The 17,756-nt window shown below is 68.9% G+C and carries 12 protein-coding genes; 4 read left to right on the top strand and 8 right to left on the bottom strand.

From position 1 onward, the window contains the following. Positions 1-56: 56 nt before the first annotated feature. The 4 genes from DDV73_RS12460 to amcB form a co-directional block, all read right to left on the bottom strand. Entirely contained in the window at positions 57-770 is a 714-nt protein-coding gene (locus tag DDV73_RS12460) for a hypothetical protein (RefSeq protein WP_154402749.1), read from the bottom strand. Positions 771-944: 174 nt separating this feature from the next. Beyond that, on the bottom strand, positions 945-1,604 hold the full coding sequence (locus DDV73_RS12455) for a pentapeptide repeat-containing protein (RefSeq protein WP_109507576.1): 660 nt from the start codon (positions 1,602-1,604) through the stop codon (positions 945-947). 67 nt (positions 1,605-1,671) lie between these two features. Continuing rightward, positions 1,672-1,827 (bottom strand): hypothetical protein, encoded by a 156-nt coding sequence (locus DDV73_RS27935; protein ID WP_154402748.1) that lies wholly within the window; start codon positions 1,825-1,827, stop codon positions 1,672-1,674. Then, the gene (gene amcB, locus DDV73_RS12450) at positions 1,824-2,942 is read right to left on the bottom strand and encodes a cyclophane-forming radical SAM peptide maturase AmcB (protein ID WP_109507575.1); all 1,119 of its coding nucleotides are present in this window, start codon (positions 2,940-2,942) and stop codon (positions 1,824-1,826) included. Before amcB ends, DDV73_RS27935 begins: the two co-directional genes overlap by 4 nt. A 698-nt stretch (positions 2,943-3,640) precedes the next feature. Between amcB and DDV73_RS12440 the strand changes: the two genes are divergently transcribed. Together DDV73_RS12440 and DDV73_RS12435 are read left to right on the top strand one after the other, a co-directional pair. After that, complete coding sequence (locus tag DDV73_RS12440; protein WP_154402747.1) at positions 3,641-4,933, top strand: helix-turn-helix domain-containing protein; 1,293 nt, start codon at positions 3,641-3,643, stop codon at positions 4,931-4,933. Then, positions 4,930-5,802 (top strand): aminoglycoside phosphotransferase family protein, encoded by an 873-nt coding sequence (locus DDV73_RS12435; protein ID WP_154402746.1) that lies wholly within the window; start codon positions 4,930-4,932, stop codon positions 5,800-5,802. Before DDV73_RS12440 ends, DDV73_RS12435 begins: the two co-directional genes overlap by 4 nt. 245 nt (positions 5,803-6,047) lie before the next feature. Here the strand turns inward: DDV73_RS12435 and DDV73_RS12430 are convergent, their stop codons facing one another. The 3 genes from DDV73_RS12430 to DDV73_RS12420 form a co-directional block, all read right to left on the bottom strand. After that, positions 6,048-6,773, bottom strand: coding sequence for a hypothetical protein (locus DDV73_RS12430; RefSeq protein ID WP_109507571.1), 726 nt, complete (start codon positions 6,771-6,773; stop codon positions 6,048-6,050). A 277-nt stretch (positions 6,774-7,050) separates the two neighbouring features. Continuing rightward, positions 7,051-7,470, bottom strand: coding sequence for a hypothetical protein (locus DDV73_RS12425; protein WP_109507570.1), 420 nt, complete (start codon positions 7,468-7,470; stop codon positions 7,051-7,053). 365 nt (positions 7,471-7,835) lie between these two features. Then, complete coding sequence (locus DDV73_RS12420) at positions 7,836-9,803, bottom strand: alpha-1,4-glucan--maltose-1-phosphate maltosyltransferase (RefSeq protein WP_109507569.1); 1,968 nt, start codon at positions 9,801-9,803, stop codon at positions 7,836-7,838. Between the two features lie 159 nt (positions 9,804-9,962). Between DDV73_RS12420 and DDV73_RS12415 the strand changes: the two genes are divergently transcribed. Beyond that, entirely contained in the window at positions 9,963-11,249 is a 1,287-nt protein-coding gene (locus DDV73_RS12415) for an HNH endonuclease signature motif containing protein (protein ID WP_161962372.1), read from the top strand. A gap of 88 nt (positions 11,250-11,337) precedes the next feature. Here DDV73_RS12415 and DDV73_RS12410 read toward each other — a convergent pair whose 3' ends face one another. Beyond that, entirely contained in the window at positions 11,338-14,751 is a 3,414-nt protein-coding gene (locus DDV73_RS12410; protein WP_109507567.1) for a M36 family metallopeptidase, read from the bottom strand. Between the two features lie 256 nt (positions 14,752-15,007). Between DDV73_RS12410 and DDV73_RS12405 the strand changes: the two genes are divergently transcribed. Further along, complete coding sequence (locus DDV73_RS12405; protein WP_109507566.1) at positions 15,008-17,626, top strand: ATP-binding protein; 2,619 nt, start codon at positions 15,008-15,010, stop codon at positions 17,624-17,626. Positions 17,627-17,756: the final 130 nt, after the last annotated feature.

Here is a 17,756-nt window from a genome sequence, read left to right as displayed (position 1 = left end):
CCCAACCCTAGGGGCGGGGCGCCAGGTCGCAACGACCGCCACGATCGACCTGCGGTTCAGTCACCCAACAGCTCGGTGATGCAGGAGGTCAGCCGGAGTACGTCGAGTGCGCTGATGCCCTGCGCCAGGCACTGTGCCCGCGCCTCTGCCCAGCTGAGCGGCTGGTCGGTTGGCGTCGCGGTCGGGCTGGTCGTCGGGCTGGTCGTGGGGCTGGTCGTGGGGCTGGACGGCGAGTCGGTGGGCGACGGGCTGAGCGTGGGGTCGTCGCTGGGGATGCCGTCGTGGATCGGCGTCTCGCTGTCATCCGGCGCCGGGTCCGTGGTCGGGTCCGAGCTGGGCGAGTCGGACGGCAGGCCCAGGGGGTCCGACGGGTCGCCGCTGCTCGGAAGGTCGCCGAGCGAGTCGGTTGCGTCGTCACTGGGTGCCTGGACCCGATCGCCGCTGCGGCTCGGCGGTGCATCCGTCGTACTGCTGCGCCGCTCGAACGGCGACGAGGTGGGCGCGTACGTCGCGTCGCCGGGCCCGGCCGCGGCGGACGGCCCCTGGTCAGAGAACGCGCCGACGGCCCCCAGCGAGCCGGTGACCGCTAGCAGTGCCAGCGGCGCGAGGCCCGCGATCTTGGGTGGACCGGAGGGACGCTGCGCGACCCGGGCTCCACCCGCACGGCGGGCACCCGCTGGACCTGCCGGTCCGGCGGATCTACCGGCGCGATGCGAGCCGGACACACTGGCTGCCGCGCGTTTGGGCGCAGCATGACGACCTTGAGACATGACACCTACCTTGGGAGGGTGCCTCGACCAGGTGCAGGCGAGGCAGGCGGCCCGAGATTAGTGGCCACCAGCTGGTCTAGACCGCACTCGTCCCACGGAACAGACCACCCTGTGGCTGTAACTGGGGTTGGCTCAGCCTGGCCGACGCAGGGTGAGGTTGTTGGCCCCAGGCTGCTACTGGGCGAGGTCGATGCCTAGTTCGCGTGCTGTGAGGTCGGCCAGCGACGGCAGTTGGTCGATGCTGAGGCGCGTTCCGCGGAGGCTGGCGAGTCCGACCACTTCACGAATCTCGTTGTGGCGGAGATCAGTGCCGCTCAGGTCGCAGTCTTCGAGGTGGAGCCGGCGGAGGTTGCTGTTGATGACGGTGGCCGTGTTGAGCCGAGAGCTCATGAAGGTGGCCTCAGTGAGATTGCAATCGCTCCATGCGACGGGGCCGGTTGTTCGTACGGCGTCGAGGACGGCGTAGTCGAGGGCACATCGTTCGAAGATCACGTTGGTCCACGATGTGTCGCTGAGGTGAAGCCCCGTCATCCGGCAGTCGATGAACTCGCAGCGCTCGATGACGACATCGCTGAGGCGTGCACTGGAGAAGTCCACTCGTTCCAGCCGGCATCCGGTCAGCCGCACGCCGTGCCACTCGGCTTCGGCGAGGTTGACGTCGCTGAAGGTGCTGGCCCGGATCCGACTGTTCTCCAATCGCAGCCTCGACCAGTCGGCGCCCGAGGCTGTCACTTCCAGTACGTCGCCGGTTGGTGGCTCCGCCACGGCGTCGAGGTCGCGTGGGTCGAGGTCGGGAACGACCAGCTTGGTCTGGCCAATGGTTCGCGTTTTCATCGGTCCTCAGAGTAGGTCGGTGCCGCTGACGGGCTGTCATCACGGCCCATCAGCGGCGCCGTCTGGATTATCGTCGGCTCCAGTTGTCCCACGATGGTCGGTTGTCCCAGGTCATCGCCGGCGCCACGGGCTGTGCGCTGCGCTCAGTCGGTGCCGGCTCGACCACGCCGAACGCGGCCAGCCGCTGTTGCGGCGCAGCCTCGAGGGTACGGAGAGGGCTCATGTTGTCTTCACCTCCTCTCGCACCAGGACGTCGCTAGCAGCCCGGACGAGCGCCTGCTTGGTGGTGCGGCAGTACCTCGTCTCTGTAGCTGCGAACGTGCCAAGCTCGAAGTACCGATTTCCTGCCTGAGCTCCGCGGCAGAAGGAGTAGAAGTCGCAACTGGCCGCACAGTCACGTAGCGCTTGATCGAACTCCCGCACGTAGCGAAGCGAGTGGCTCGCGACGAGCATGGCGGGCAGTGACTGGCTCAAGACATTCCCGGCAACGAAGTCGCCGTAGTTTGGGTCATCGATGCCGAGAAGTTCAGGGGAGAGCAGGACTGCCTGGCCGTTGTAGGCCACGGTCGGGATCGGATCAAAGACGACGTGGGTCTCGGCCGCGGCTGCCGAACCGAGGTGTTCAGCAAGCCGATCCAGATCGCGGATACGCAGAACTTCGCCGCCCATCCGCCGCTCCACGAGGCGTCGCCAGAAGTGGTAGGCATCTTCCTCGTCGATCTCGGGCCGGTCACTTCCCTCCTGTTCCTCAAGGTTGAAGCCAACTGACTCGCAGCCCAGTCCAGCAAAGAAGTCAGCGAGTTCGTTGACGCGATCGATAGTCGCCGGTGTGACCACGCAGATGACGCTGAAAGGCAGCCCGCTGGCGCTCAGCAGCCTCGCCCCGCGCATGGTTCGCTGCCAGGTCTCGTGTCCGCCCCAGTCAACGCGCTCCGCATTCGCCGCCTGAGGTCCGTCCACGCTGAGACCGACCCGGATGTCGTAGTGAAGGAAGAGGTCCAGCCACTCCGCTGTCAGCAGCGTTCCGTTGGTCTGGATGTTGTGGCGAACCTGGCCCGCCCGTCGCAAGGGCTCGAACGCTTCTAGCAGCGACGTGAAATGCGACAACGGAGTGGTCGTTGGCTCGCCGCCGTGCCAGACGACGTCGACTGCCGAGGATGATGCCTGTTCCGCGATAGAGGCGGCGCACGACTCAGCGACCGCCTTTGACATAAGCCGTTGCCTTTTGCGGTCCGGCAGGTAGCAGTAGGCGCAGTTCAGATTGCACAGTGTCGTCGGCTGGAGGATCAAGGTATGGAACGTCTTGGCGATCCTCGGTGGCGCGTGGGCGTCAGTCATGGACAGGTTCTCCTTCAAGGTGTCTTACGCGGTGTGGTGAAGTGGCATGGCGGAGCGGGCGCGGACTCGGGATGTTCGGCACGCCCGCTCCGCCGGTTGAGGGGACGTCATTAGCGCCGCGCCACATTCGGAAGAGTCGATCGCGGTTCGTCGAGGTAGCGAACCTTCGTAGCGCCACCGTGACCGTGCACGGCCTCAACCGCGGGTACTCCGTTCTGCCAGAAGGTGATAGAGGGATGCTCGCCCTTCCATCGGAGCGACACCGTGCCGTCGGACCACTCCACGCCCTCGGCCACATCCCCCGTGCCACTGATGCCACTGGGATCGCGGTGACGCGTCAGGATGAACACGCGGGGCACGCTGTGCGGGGCTATTGGAGAGCGGTGCGGCATGCCGTTGATGCTCTATCCGCATGGGGCCGGTGCTCATGACCGGCGGCGCATAGTCGCTTATGTCCTCGACGTCATGGATGGCGACGAAATGTCCAGCCAATGTGCGAAACTGCAGCCCGGGTTCCGATCGTGTGGCCGGAGGTGGCCAGGATGGCGTCAATCGCCGAGGGCGGGCGCACGTGTCGATGTGGTACGCGCCTTGCCCGTGACAACACAGGAAGCCTTTGCGGCGCCTGCCGGTCGACGTCTCGTGATCTCACCAGCTGTCCGCCAGCCGTACCGGCGTCCTTCTGGGATGAGCCGACCTTGAGGAACGCTCTGGCGGCCTGGCACATCGGCCGCGCGATCGCCGCTTACCGGCTACACCCATGGCACGGTGAACCGCTGCCGCAGCACGTTGTGGCTGCCTGGATGGGAACGTCTCAGGCTCGGTTGAGCCGGATTGAGAACGGGCCGCCTATCCAGGACTTAGGGAAGCTGATCGAGCTAGCGCGACTGTTTGACATTCCGGCCGGCCTGCTGTGGTTCCGGCTCCCTGGCCAGAGCGACGTGGTCCAGGAGGTGGCGCCGACTGGTGACGACCTCCAGGGTTTGGCGGACCTCGCCGCGCGTCAGTCACTTGGCTTCGCCGCGCGGGCTCGCGACCTCCCACATGACGATGCTGGGACGGACTATCTGCGTTGGGAGCTGAGCAGGCTGGCGGTCGGCTACGTCCACGCGCCGCTAAGCAGCCTCCTTCGGGGTCTCGTCGGCGCCCGTGACAACATCTTCCAACTCCTCGAAACTCAGCGTCGGCCCGACGAGATGCGCGACCTCTACTTCCTCGCTGGCACGTCCTGCCTGCTCCTCGCGCACGCGTCTCAGAACATCGGGCACCATGGGGCTGCGCTCAGCCAGCTTCGAAGTGCCTGGACCTGCGCCGATGTAGCTGGCCACGACGCCCTGAAGGCGTGGTCTCGGGGTACTGCCGCGCTGTTCCACGAATGGTCGACCGCACGCGGCTCCGCCATTGGCCTCGCTACCGCGGGACAACGATTCGCGTCCTCGCGTGAGTCGCGGATTCGGCTAGCCGCGATCGAAGCGCGTGCAGCCGCGCGGGTCGGCCAGCGCGACCAAGCAAGGAAGTCCATAGCGACCTTGCAAGCGCTCCGAGAAACAGATGCGGACGCCGACGACGTCACCGAGCTCGGTGGCATCCTCAGCTTCCCCGAAGCGAAGCAGCAGTACTACCTCGGCAGCACCTACGGTCTGCTTGGCGACCACCACCTGGCCGAGCAGTACGCCCTGTCCGCAGCCGCTTCGTACGAGACGGGTCCAGAAGCCGAGCGTTCGTATGGTGACGAGGCTCTGGCTCGCATGGATGTCGTCAACGCCCGCATTGCCGCAGGTGATGTCGACGGCGCTGTCAGTGCGTCTGCACCTGTGCTCGCACTTCCAGCTGATCGTCGAATCGAGCAGCTGGACGTTGCGACCAGCCGGACGCAACGACTCCTGGCAAGCCGGCCGATGAGCAGGTCATCGACGGGCCGTGAACTTGGCGCTGCCCTGACCGAGTTCCAGCTGAGTGGGCTTCGGCCCCAGCTACCCTCGGTGCGGTGACCGCAGACCTTCGCGCCACCTTGGTTGACGCCTCACGTCGCGCCGGCGTCGATGCGTCCGGTGCAATGCCCCTGCGGCAACACGCGAGTTCGGTCTTCCTCCTACCGGCGTGCCATATGGTCGCCCGCCTGCGCTCGGGAAGCGAAGCGACCGACGGCGCGCATCGTGCCATCGAGGTCACCAGATGGCTTGCGGACCAGGGAGTCGGTGTCACCGAGCCGGCCGACGTTGAGCAGCCACAGGTTGTCGGTCCCTATGTTGTGACCTTCTGGAACTTCTACGAGCAGGGTGACCGCAGACCGCCCGCCGCGGTTGAGCTCGGTCGGATTTTGCGGCTACTCCACGCGACGCCGCCCCCACCGATGACACTGCCGACGTTCGCGCCGCTGAGGGGTTTCGACCGTCTCGTGACCGAAAGCACCGTGCTCACCAAGTCAGAACGTGACTGGCTCCACGACCGGCGACTCACCCTGCTTGACCAATGCGAGCACCTCGACTGGGTACTTGAGCACGGCCACATCCACGGCGATGCCTATCCAGGAAACCTGCTGTGGCGCGGCGATGTAGTCGTGCTCGGCGACTGGGACGACACTGCGATCGGCCCACGCGAGCTGGACCTCGCCAACACCTATCAGGGCGCTCGCTTCGGACGTACCAGGGTGGAGCTCGACAGCTTCGCAGCGGCCTACGGCACAGACCTTTCAGGCTGGCCGGGTCTTGACGTCCTGATCGCAATTCGCGACCTGCACACGCTCGGCACGTTCATCCGGAGAGCGACGGCCGGCTCGGACGCGGCTGGGCTCGAACTCTCGCACCGCGTACAAACCCTCCGAGCCGACGACCGTACAGCTGCATGGACTGCAACATGATCAGCCGGTCCGGCGCAGGGTGAGAACCTGGCCGGTCGTGCCGGACGCAGCTGCGCTGGCTCACAGTCCCGGCTCTGGTCCGTGATCTCGTCGTGGCCTCGAACTGGTCGGCCCAGCCCAGACCGAGGTGGCACTGCCTTGGATGTTCGCTGTTGCGTCCCTCCGCCCAGATTGATGCGGGATCGAAGACGACAACCAGGTCCGGGAGGGTCGCGCCGAGTGTTGTCTCGCTGGCTCGGGCCTGGTCATGTCTTCGCAGGAAGTTCCCACGACAAGGCCATCGCGCAGAAGTCGAACGACTGGCTGAAGGCAAGTCCGAGCGCCGCTAAGACGTCGACCTCATCCAGGGCAGCCGGCCGGACAGAGACCGGATCGCTCAGCCACTCCACTGCCTGCTCGAACCAGAATCGGGGAAAGAAGACCCTCGCGTTGAGCTTGTAACGCAGATCCTTTGTGCTAGGCATCACTCCAAAGAAGTCCGGCTCAAGATGCTGGGAGGAGAATCTCTCTCCTCGCAGGTACAACGGGACCAGGTAACCAAGGGCCGTCCCTGTGTCGGCGGACAGCTCGTCGAAGATGCGGTGCACTCGATTGTTGTCTTGGTCGTGCGCCAACGCCATTCCCAGATGCACATGCGGGCTGAGCTGGTGAATAGCGTCGAACCAAGTGTCGAGAGTCAGAGACGAATCCTTCGCCACTCGGAAGCCTTCCATTACCTCGTCGAGAAGCTCGTCGAGGCGGTTGTCGTCGTGTGGAACGCCGTGGGCCCGCTCAACAGAGGCGAGCATCTGTCCCGCCATGAAGCTGTCGAGCAGCCATCGTTCGTTCCACAGTTCGATTACCTGGTCGCGGTGGCTCTCAAGCGAGCCCGCGTCGTCACTGAGGATGGCCGAGAGAGCAATACGCGCGGGTAGTCGCCACGCGAGCGCTCCGAGGCGGCGACTGCCCAATGACTGCAGAAGTGTGTCCACGCCGAGTGGTAGTCGCTCCAGGTGAGGGCTTGCCCAGCGATGCCTCTTCGGAGTTCGTACGGTCCAAACGGTGCGTCCGGCATCCGTAGCATCACTGTGTCATCGGGCAAGTGATCGCTGCCGTCGGGGCCCAGGCCCGCGCTCCGTGACAGGTCGAACAACCGTGACGCGTCGACTTGGGAACCCTCCAGCTCCGACTCGAACTCGGCGAATGCTGCAGCTCGCGCAACCAACTCCGAGTCCTTTGCGACGCGGACCTCGTCTTTGGAGAGCGCGGTCATGTTCGCCAGATCGTCGTGACGACCTGCGTGACGACGAGGGCGCCGTCCGCTTCGGCGATCCGCGATGGCCAGCCGTGATCAGTCAGCACCTCAGCCGCCGCAGCACGGGCCGCGGCGAGCACCTCTTCTGCGGGTGCCGGTCCAGACGCAGCTACTGCCGCGGCCTCCTCGACGGCGTCCATGTCGGTCGTACTCTCGGCGCGGCGCTTGGCTCGGTTCGAAAGACGTTGCCTGAGCTGGTCGCTGAGCACGTTGGAGAGGACCGGTAGCGCGACGGAGGTGAGAAGCAGCGAGAGGAACTCGACCGCCTCAGGGCCAACGTAATACCGAGTGCCGTCGTCTCGGCCGGCGTTGTAGAACATCGCGTGCGGCTCCAGCACCTCACAGACGCTGTCTGTCAGTTCATCGATCGCCATGGGGGACTCCCTCGCGGTCCTGCGGAGTAACTAGGCTCCTCCCCCGCCGCCTAGTTACACAAGCGAATACCCCCTCTCCGGTGGCCGACGTTCCGGCTGACCCACTGTGTTCATTTCGCCAGCGCCATCGGGATGGGGGCCTCCGACACTCTCCACGCCCGCATGTCAGCCGCGGCCATATCGTCCCTTTCCGGCCCGGGTGCGCCCATACCGCCGCTGATGACGCGACCCGACTCCTGCGGTTCGCGCAGCGGATCTGAAGTACCGGTGACCTCGTCCTCACCCGTGCGTCGAGCATTCCCTCTGTCGTTCCTATCCCCTCACCCAGATAGGCGTCCGATATGGAAGGACGTCGATGCAGCGCTTCAGCCTGGCCGGCGCAGGGTCAGGACGTGGGCCGGCTCGAACCCCGGGTCGAGGCGAACATAGTTGTGCTGACCCCAGGTCCAGGTCTGGTCGGTGATCTCGTCGTGGACCTCGAACTGGTCGTCCCAGCCGAGGCCGAGGGCGGGCAGGTCGAGATGGACGGTGGTCTCGCGGGCGCCGTGCGGGTCGAGGTTGACCACCACGATCACGACACTGTCGTCGCGCTTCTTGGAATAGACGATGACGTTCTCGTCGTCGGCGCTGTGAACGGTGATGTTGCGCAGCAACCGGAGGGCGGGCTGCTCGTGCCGGACCTGGTTCAGCTTGGTGAGGTACGGCGCGAGCGAGCGGCCCTCGGCCTCCGCCAGTGCCCAGTCGCGGATCCGGATCTGGTACTTCTCGGAGTCGAGGTACTCCTCGCTGCCCGGCTTGACCGCGACGTGCTCGTACAGCTCGTACCCGGCGTACACGCCCCAGCTCGGTGAGGCGGTCGCGGCGAGCACCGCGCGGATCTTGAACGCCGCCGGCCCGCCGTACTGAAGGTAGGCGTGCAGGATGTCCGGGGTGTTGACGAAGAAGTTGGGCCGCATCACCGCGGCGGTGTCGTGGGCGAGCTCGCGGAAGTACTCCTCGAGCTCCCAGCGGGCGTTGCGCCAGGTGAAGTACGTGTAGCTCTGGTGGAAGCCGATCATGCCGAGCGTGCGCATCATGGTCGGTTTGGTGAACGCCTCGGACAGGAAGATCACGTCCGGGTCGGTGCGCCGTACCTCGGCGAGCAGCCACTCCCAGAACTGCACCGGCTTGGTGTGCGGGTTGTCGACCCGGAAGATCCGCACGCCGTGCGCCATCCAGTGCCGGACCACCCGCAGCACCTCCGCGTAGATCCCGCGCGGGTCGTTGTCGAAGTTGAGCGGGTAGATGTCCTGGTACTTCTTCGGCGGGTTTTCGGCGTAGGCAATCGAGCCGTCGGCCAGCGTGGTGAACCACTCCGGATGCTCGGTGACCCACGGGTGGTCGGGTGCGCACTGCAGGGCGAGGTCGAGGGCGACCTCCAGCCCGAGCTTGGTCGCCTTCGCGACGAACGCGTCGAAGTCCTTCAGCGTTCCGAGATCGGCATGTACGGCGTCGTGCCCGCCGTCGGCGGAACCGATCGCCCACGGCGAACCGGTGTCGTGGGGGCCCGGGGTGAGCGTGTTGTTCTTGCCCTTCCGGTTGACCTGGCCGATTGGGTGGATCGGCGGCAGGTAGATCACGTCGAAGCCCATCGCCTTCACCGCGGGCAGCCGCTTGGCGGCGGTGCGCAGGGTGCCGGTGACGACCTTGCCGTATTCGTCGACCCGAGCGCCCTCGCTGCGCGGGAAGAACTCGTACCAGGCGCCGTACAGCGCCCGCTCGCGGTCGACGTAGACGGGGAACGGGCCGACGCTGCTCACCAGGTCGCGCAGCGGGTGCTCGGCGAGCGCGGCGCCGACCTCGGGAGACACGCCGGCGGCGAGCCGGACCTCGGGTGGCAGCCGGCCGTCGCGGAGCGCGGTGGCGGCGGCGGTCAGCACCTTCTTGGCGGCCGGGGTGGTCGCGGCGAGGCCGGCGGCCCGCTCCAGCAGCCGCGCACCCTCTTCCAGCATCAGCTCGACGTCGATGCCGGCGGGCACCTTGATCTCGGCGTTGTGGCGCCAAGTGGCGAACGGGTCGCCCCACGACTCGACCTCGAAGGACCACTCGCCCTCGGCGTCGGCGGCGACCGTCGCCCGGTGCCGGTCGAGGTCGCCGTCGACGGGGGACATCACGACGGGCGGCCGGCGTACGCCGTCGGGCCCGGTGAGTAAGACGCCGGCCCCCAGCTCGTCGTGGCCCTCGCGGAACACCAGCGCGGTGACGTCGAAGGGCTCGCCGACCACGGCCTTGGCGGGGTAGCGCCCGCTGTCGACGACGGGAGTGACATCGACGACGGGGATGCGTCCGATCATGCTGCCAACCCTATGGGTGGTGCAGTCGCCGGCAACCGTGCCGCTCCGTCGAGACCACCCTCCGGGCCGCGAGTGTTGGGTCGAATCTTCTTTCGGAAAGTTATCCACAACCGGGGTTCTGAGCGTGAAAATGTCGGTGGTGGCTGGTTGGCTGGAGCCATGACAGCAACCGCGTTCACCTCGACCAGCAGCACGGCCACATCGGCTGCGCTGCTGGCCGGGGTGCGCGCGGACCGCGCCGCCGCCGATGCCGCCGAAGCCCGGATCCTGGCCGCCGCGGCCGCCTGGGCAGAGATGCATCCCGCCGCGGCCGACGCGGATGCGGCGGCGTACTGGGAACACGGAGTCGGGATGCCGATGGCCGGGGAGGGCACGCCGCTGGTCGCGGAGTGGTGCGTCGCGGAGCTCGCGGCCGCGCTCGGGCTGACCACCGACGCCGGGAAGAGCCTGATCGGTCACGCGGTGGAGCTGCGGCACCGGCTCCCGAGGTTGTGGGACCGGGTCCACGCCGGCGACCTCCAGGCGTGGCGGGCCCGCCGGATCGCCGACCACACCCCGACACTGTCCCCGGCAGCCGCGAACTACGTCGACCGCCACGTTGCGCCGGTCGCCCACAAGATCGGTCCCGCCCAGACCCAGCGCCTCATCGATGAAGCCATCGCCCGCATCGACCCAGCCAGCGTGGTCGAGACCGCCGAGATCTCCGCGGATCGCCGCCACGTCACCATCCACCGCGACCAGGTGTCGTTCAACGGCACCCTGCACATCGACGCTGATCTCGACATCGCCGACGCCCACGACCTCGACGCTGCCTTGTCAGACCGGGCAGCTGTGCTGAAAAACCTGGGCTGCACCGAGTCACTGGACGTGCGCCGCTCCCTTGCGCTGGGCGACCTGGCCCGTACCCAACTCGGACTCGACCTCAAGCCGACCAGGACTCGCGAGGTTGTGCTCCACGTTCATCTCACCGACGCCGCCATCACCGGCGCGGCCGCGGACGACGTACACGTCGCGCGCCTGGAGGAAGGCGATCGGCTACTCCTGGCCGACCAGGTCCGCGACTGGTGTGGGCGGCCCGAAACCCAGGTCACCGTCAAACCAGTGATCGACCTGACCGACCGGCTCGCCACCGGCGCCTATGAGATCCCGGACCGGATCCGCGACCACGTGATCGCCCGCGACCCGGCCTGCGTGTTCCCGCACTGCACCCGCAACGCCCGGTCCTGCGACCTCGACCACATCACGCCGTACGCCCGCGGCGGGCGGACCGCGACCTACAACCTCGCGCCGCTGTGCCGACGGCATCACCGACTGAAGACCCACGCCGGCTGGCGCTACCGCCGAGACCCCGACGGTACCTACCACTGGACCTCACCCCACGGACTCGCCTACCAACGCGACCACCAAGGCACCACCCCACTCGACCCGGCTCCACCGGACCAGTAGCCACCCCGCCCCAGACCCCGTCACTTACCAGGAGGCGGGGCCAGCAGCATGCCCACGGCCGACGTCGGAGACCACTCGGTGCTTGCGACTAGTACACCTGCAGCTCGGCCGCCCGGACCGACTGACCGCGGTCGGAGGCCGACTTGCAGTCGGTGTCGTTGAGCGGGTCGTCGTCCTGGTCGCCGGCGTAGCCGGAGTAGCCGGTGCACTGGTTCTCCAGGGCGACCAGCCGGATCGCCGCTGCCCGGACGTCGGGCACGTCGAACCCGCGCAGGATGAGGTTCGGTGCGACCGGGCGCGGCTTCACCGCCGGGAAGGCGTTCGCCGAGGAGGTGTAGAACCGCTTCCACCTTGCACCAGGGCTCGCGCAGCTGCTGACGCAGGCCTCGAGAGCGAAGCGGCGTAGCGCGGTGAACCGCGAGCCCGAGTCCGGGTCGGCGGCCAGCGGCAGGTCGGTCGGCGACGCGGGGGCAGGCCTCAGCATGGCGCTTACCTGCACCCGCTTGACGGTGTGTACGCCGCCGGCCAGGTCCACGGTGACGAACGGATGCCTGGCGTCCACGTTGGTGCCGTCGTTGATGCCGGCCCAGTTGGTCGCCTCGGTGTCGTCGATAAGAGAGGCCGTGTTGATGGATCCGGGGCTGGCCGCGATCACCTTCGCGCCGGCGGTCTTCGAGGCGAGGTTGCGGGGCGCCGAGATCGCGACCGTACGCCGCTCGCCGGGCTTGACGGTGACGGTGAACCGCTTGAAGCCGTGGCCGCGCGCCTGGAAGAGCAGCTGGTAGCGGCCGGGCGTCAGCCGGACGACGTTGTCGAGCCTGGTGCCGCGCACGGTGTCGGCGACCGGGCTAACCCGGGCCTCGTAGTGCCCGACGTACACCCGGCCACCCACGCCCGCCTTGAAGGCGACTCGGGCGTTGCTGGCCTTCGGCGATGCGAAACCGGCGGTGACCGCGCCGGAGTCGGCGTTCGGTGTCCGCGCGTCTGAGCCCATGCCGCGCTTGGCGAAGGCGTTCCACAGCACGGTCTGGTTGGCGCCGCCGAACCTCATCCGGTCCGCGGCCAGGAGTGCGTCGCGAGCGTCCAGCATCGAGGTGGCGCCCTGCTGCAGCAGGAACGAGTCGAACATCAGCTGGACCCACCGCCGGTTGCCCGGGCAGCGGCTCGCGGGCAGCGGCGAGCGGGTGGCGGAGCCCTGTGCGCAGGCGAGCTGGAGCGAGCGGTTGGTGGCGGGATAACGCGCGTTCCACTTGCGCACCAGGGCCTGGCGAACGTCCCACATGGTGCCGTTCCAGATCTCGCCGTCGGCGTGCACCTCGTCGCCGGTGCTGTCGAACCCGTAGTCGCTGAAGTTCAGCGGGTTGGCGTTGATGGCGTAGTCACGGATGCCGCGGGTCTTGTTGCCGGTGGCGTACGGGCCGACCGCCCACGGGTTGGTGCCGGTCGAGTAGCCGTGGCTGACCAGGTACTCCGCCCCGACCAGGTCGCCCCAGGACTCGCCCATCGCGCCGCCGTGCTCGGAGGTCAGGCCCTCGTCCGGGCCGCCGACCATGCGGTTGGTGATCGCGTGGGTGTACTCGTGGCCGACGATGCTCATGTCGAGCGAGCCGTCGGCGCACGGTGAGTAGAACGCGCCGGCGATCGGCTGGAAGAGGTACTGGTTGGTGATGCCGGGTACGCCGTCCTGCAGCGTGATCTGGTTGGCGTTGTCGCGGCCGAGGCCACTCTGGAGACCGCCGATCGCGCCCGCCTGGACGTTGCCGATCTCGGGGTCGCCGGCCCGGGTCGGGTCGGGGTTGCGGCCCAGGTTGTCGGCCTGCAGGTTGTAGTTGCGCTCGGTGAAGCCCAGCCCGTAGGCGTAGTCGTGCATCCGGTTGTGGGACACGAAGAGGTTGCCGGTCACGGCGTTGATGTCGTTGCCGCCCGGCACCAGGGTGGTGGTCGGGTCGCAGCGCTTGTTGTTCCACTGGTCGGTGAACGCCTCGGTGTACTCACGTGTGGGTGAGACCGGCGCCTGGAACAGCCCGCCCGGCGTCAGCGGGCTCACCCACGCTTCGTGGGTCACCGCGTTGTTGCCGACAGTGGTGAAGCTCGGCAGGTGCGCGTGCGGCAGGGTGTCCCACGGCGACCCCCACGGCTGCTCCAGTGGCCCGCTCGGCAGCGAGCAGCGGGTGGCCCAGCAGCCGATGACGCTGTTGCGCGGCGTGTGGCCAGCCGACCAGTTGAGGGTCGGATTGGCGGGGAAGAAGCGCCAGCGCGGCAGCGGCACGGACGGCGGCTCCGGCGCCCCGGCGTCGGACGTGGCCACGGTGCCGGCGTACGCGCCGGGCTCGAGGAACGGCACCGTCGGCGCGTCGAACGGGCAGACCTGCGCGGAGTACACGCCCTCGGGCAGCTGGTCACTGGTGTAGAGGAGCGGCTCTGGGCTGGTCCCGGTGTCCTGCGAGGCGAGCAGCTGCCCGTCCGGCGACCACAGCTTCACCACGATGTCGTTGGTGGGTATGACGGCGCTCGCGGTCACCTGGATGGTCCGGGTGTTGTCGTCGGTCAGCGCGAACGGGTGCTTGGGACCGCAAGCCGTTGCCGTCATCGTCCCGTTGAACGGCACGAAGTCGCTGGAGTGCTCGACCTGGTTCTGCCGGTGCAGCACCTTGCCCGTTACGGCGTCGACCATCAGGGTGTACGCAAAGGCGCTGCCGCCTTCGGTGTCCACGACGTTGGCCTCGAAGACCGGTCGCACGCGGCCGTCGGCCAGCGGTAGCGCGCGCAGCCTGACCAGCTGGTCCTGGGCGAAACCGGGGACCTTCAGCCGGTTCCAGCCGAGGGCTGAGGTGGCGCGGGCGAACAGGTCGACGTCGTCCGCCGCGACCGCGCGGCCGACGTTGCGGGCCGCCGCGAGCCAGCCCTCGACCGGCGTCAGCTCGGCAGCCGGGGCCTGCTGGGCGCTCGGCACGACCGAGGAGGAGACGTAGGCGACCTTTCCGCCCGCCACCCCGACCGTCACCTGCCCACCGAGAGCGGCGGACAGGCTGCCGAACCGCTGCCGGAACAGCACCGCCCGGGCACTGCTCTGCGTGAAGGCCTGGCTGTTGACCAGCTCCAGCCGGTCGACCTGACCGGAGGTCAGGCCGAACACCACGCGGTGGCTGCGCAGCCAGGCCCGGGCAGCTGCGACCGGACTGGCGCCGGCGCTGCCGAGAGAGCCGTCGCGCGGCAGGATCGAGGCCGGGGTGCCGAACGCGTTCCAGCGGACGTCGGCGCCGAGGACGCCAACCGCGGCGCGGCGACTCGCGGTGGGTAGGGCCCGGCCCCGGGCGTCGAGGTCGGCGAGGCCGGCGGGGGAGTCGCCGAGCGTGACGACCGGCTTCGAGTCCGGAGCCGGACCGGCCGGTGCGGGCTGGCCGCCGGCGCTCGGCATCGAGACAACCAGGGCCGCGGCGAGCCCCGCGGCGATGGCCTGTGACGGCCGGATGCGGCTCCGGAGTGTGCTGATGATCGCCATACGGGATAAACGCGACCCCTCGAGCGGTTGTTACGGCGGCGCGGCAGCACCCTAGGGAGGTGTCACACCGTGGCTGGGGTTCGATCGATCAACCTGGGGGCGACGGAGCCGGTCGCCCTCACCCCCGCGCAGGGCAACCGGCTCCCGCCGATCGGGCCAGACAGCCCGGCGCTCGGCAGCCCACAGACTTCCAGTGCGCATAACCGTTCGTCCCGGATCCCGAACGATCCCGAACGAACAGGCTTAACATCTGCATATGCAAACGGGGGAAAGTGGAAGAAGTGCGCCGCCGGGACCATCGCCGGCCGCCAGTCTGGATGACCTGAGCGGTCGCCTGGTCGAGCTGCGGCAGTGGGCCGGCCGCCCGTCGTACGCCGAGATCGCCCGCCGGATCCGGCAGGACCGAGCCGCCCGCGGACTTCCGCCGGCCGAGCAGCGCGTCGGCAAGGTGACCGTCTACGACTGCTTCCGACCAGGCCGGAGCCGGGTCGATCCCGACCTGCTCGCCGACATCGTCCGCGCGCTCGGCGCGGGCAGCCAGGTCGAGGAGTGGCGTCAGGCGCACGCCGCGATCGAGGGCTCGATCTCGGCGGCCGGGCTGGCTCGGGTGCTGTCGGAGCTGCCAGCGCCAGGCATTAGGTTCGTCGGCCGGGAGGCGGAGCTGATCGAGCTGCTCGCACAGCCTCCGGGGACGGTGTCCAGCGTGGTCGGCATGCCCGGCGTCGGCAAGACCGAGCTGGCGCTGACCGTGGCCCGCTGGCTGCTGGTCGAGGGCGGGTACGACGGCGAGCTGTTCGTGAACCTGCGCGGCTACGACCCCGACCAACCGCCGGTGGATCCAGCGGCAGCGCTCGGCTCGATGCTGCGCCAGCTCGGCGTCAGCGGAGCCGAGATCCAGCAGCTCGGGGCGGCCGAGCGGTCCGCCCGGCTGCGTGCGATCACCGAGGGCCAACGACTGCTGGTGGTCCTCGACAACGCCGTCGGCGACGACCAGGTCGCCCCGCTGCTGCCGGCCGGCCCGAGCCGGGTGCTGATCACCAGCCGGCGCGCGATCGGTCTGGCCGGTCACCAGGTCAGCCTGGACGTGCTCGGTGACGAGGACTCGCTCTTGCTGCTGGCCGCCGCCATCGGTAGCGAGCGGCTGGACGCCGACCCGGTGCAGGCGCAACGGCTGGTCGAGCTGTGCGGTGGGCTGCCGCTGCACCTCGGCCTGACCGCAGCCCACCTCGCGCGCACCCGTTCCTGGTCGCTGGAGGACCAGGTGCACCGGCTGGAGTCCATCTCGCGGCACGACCTGGTCCGACCGGCCCTGGCGGCGTCGTACGACGCCCTGCCGGAGGATGCCCAGTCGATGCTGCAGCTGCTCGCGCTGCACCCCGGCGACCACGTCACGCCCTGGGCGGCCGCCGCGCTTGCCGGACAGGGGCCGATGTGGGCGGAGGCCGCGCTCGACCAGCTCGTCGCCGAGCACCTGGTCAGCCGCGACAAGCAAGGATCGGTCCGCCAGCACGACCTGGTCCGCGACTTCGCGCGCGGCCTGGTCCGCGCCGAGCTGCCGCGCAGCGCCCAGCGGCAGGCGTCGACTCGGCTGGTCCGGCACTACACCGAGGCGGTCGGCGTCGCGGACCAGCACCTGCGGGGCGGTGAGATCGACTTCGAGATCTGGCAGCCGCTGCCACCGCTGGCCGACGTCACCGCCGCCCGGGACTGGCTCGACCTCGAGGCCGGCAACGTGGTCGCCTGCGCGCTCGCTGCTCGCGACGACCAGCGCACCGACCATCTGGTCGAGCTGTCGGTGGCGATCACGCCGTACCTGGCGGGCGCGGCCCGGTTCGAGGAGGCGCGCACGGTCAACCTGGCCGTGATCGGCCTGGGGGAGGGACCCCACCGAGCCAAGGCCGCGAGCAACCTGACCGGGATCCACGACCAGAGCGGGCAGCTCCAGGAGGCGCTCTACTGGGCGGTGATCGCGACCTCCGCCGCCGACCAGAGGCGCCGCGGCGCGGCGTACAACTCGCTGGGTGCGGTGTACTCCCGGCTGGGCCGGCTGGTGGAGGCGAAGACGGCATTCGAGGTGGCGCTGGAGGCCGCGCAGGCCGACGGCAACACCCGCAGCGAGGGCGTCTACCTCGGCAACCTGGCGACCATGAACCAGTACCTCGGCGAGATCGAGCTGGCTTACCGGCTGCTGCAGACCGCGGTGGGCGTGTCCCGGGACGCCGGCGACCGGCAGAACCTCGCGTACGTCGCCAAGGCGCTGGCCGAGATCGAGCTGCTCCGCGGCAACCACGTCGCCGCGGAGGCCGAGGCCCGGACCGCCCTCGAGCTGGAGGACGCGCTGGGCCTCCAGGCCGACCGGCCGCTGACGCTGCGGCTGCTGGCCCGGATCCGGTCGCTGCGCGGCGACCACGGCGACGCCCTCGACCTCGCCGACGAGGCGGTCGGCCTGGCGCACGCCGCCGGCCAGGACACCTACGAGGCGCAGTGCCTGGCCGTGAAGGGTCAGGTCTGTGCCGCGGCCGGGCGGGCGGGCCAGGCGCGGGCGACGTTCGTCATGACCATGGAGCGAGCACAGGTCAGCGGCGCGCGGTGCGCGGAGGCGGACTCCCACATCGGTCTCGGCGAGCTGCTGCTCGCCGACCAGGAGCTCGACCAGGCGCGCGCCCTGCTCGAGACCGGGCTGCTGGTGGCCCGCGACATGGGCGACCCGTACCGCGAGGCGCGCGCCGAGGTTGGCCTCGGCGACTGCGCCCGGGCCGACGGCGAGCCGAGCCGGGCGGTGACGTCCTGGCGCGCGGCGTACGACGCCTACCTCCGCCTCGGCAGCCCCGAGGCCGGCCAGGTCGCGGACCGGCTTGCCTCCGTTTCCGGCTGAGCGGGCAATTCGGGCAGGGTTGTCGGGCGCTCCCTGACCTTGTTGGGTGTTGCAACGGCCGACAACGTCAGGAATCCCCGGTCAGCCGGGGATTCCGCCACCACCTCTTGGAACGATCCAAGTAGATGCG

It is taken from the genome of Nocardioides speluncae (genome assembly GCF_003121585.1).
Lineage (GTDB): Bacteria > Actinomycetota > Actinomycetes > Propionibacteriales > Nocardioidaceae > Nocardioides > Nocardioides speluncae.
The sequence above is the reverse complement of the archived record's forward strand: the minus strand, read 5'-3'. Positions and strand labels throughout refer to the sequence as shown.